The following is a 512-nucleotide window of genomic DNA, read 5'->3' as shown; positions in this document are numbered from 1 at the left end:
TTCAACGACGAAATCGTGCCGATCGCGATTCCGCAACGCAAAGGCGAGCCGCTGCAGTTCAACACCGACGAGTTCGTGCGCCACGGCGTGACGGCCGAGGCGCTGTCCGGCCTGAAGCCCGCGTTCTCGAAAGAGGGCACGGTGACGGCGGCGAACGCATCGGGCATCAACGATGGCGCGGCGGCGGTCGTCGTGATGTCGGCGAAGAAGGCCGAGGCGCTCGGTCTCACGCCGCTCGCGCGCATCAAGGCGTACGCGAATGCGGGCGTCGATCCGAAAGTGATGGGCATGGGTCCGGTGCCGGCTTCGAAGCGCTGTCTGGAACGCGCGGGCTGGAGCGTGAACGATCTGGACCTGATGGAAATCAACGAAGCGTTCGCGGCGCAGGCGCTCGCGGTGCATAAGCAAATGGGCTGGGATCAGTCGAAAATCAACGTGAACGGCGGGGCGATTGCGATCGGTCATCCGATCGGCGCATCGGGCTGCCGGATTCTCGTCACGCTGCTGCACGA

General features: G+C 64.8%; 1 protein-coding gene. It reads left to right on the top strand.

Annotated features, from left to right (window positions below; translation table 11 throughout):
* Positions 1-512: thiolase family protein (locus tag NCR39_RS29500; RefSeq protein WP_502800296.1), on the top strand; the 512-nt coding region annotated here is incomplete at both ends.

This window comes from Caballeronia sp. ATUFL_M2_KS44, from assembly GCF_023630965.1.
GTDB classification, from domain to species: domain Bacteria; phylum Pseudomonadota; class Gammaproteobacteria; order Burkholderiales; family Burkholderiaceae; genus Caballeronia; species Caballeronia concitans.
This window is presented reverse-complemented; position numbering and strand designations above follow the sequence as displayed.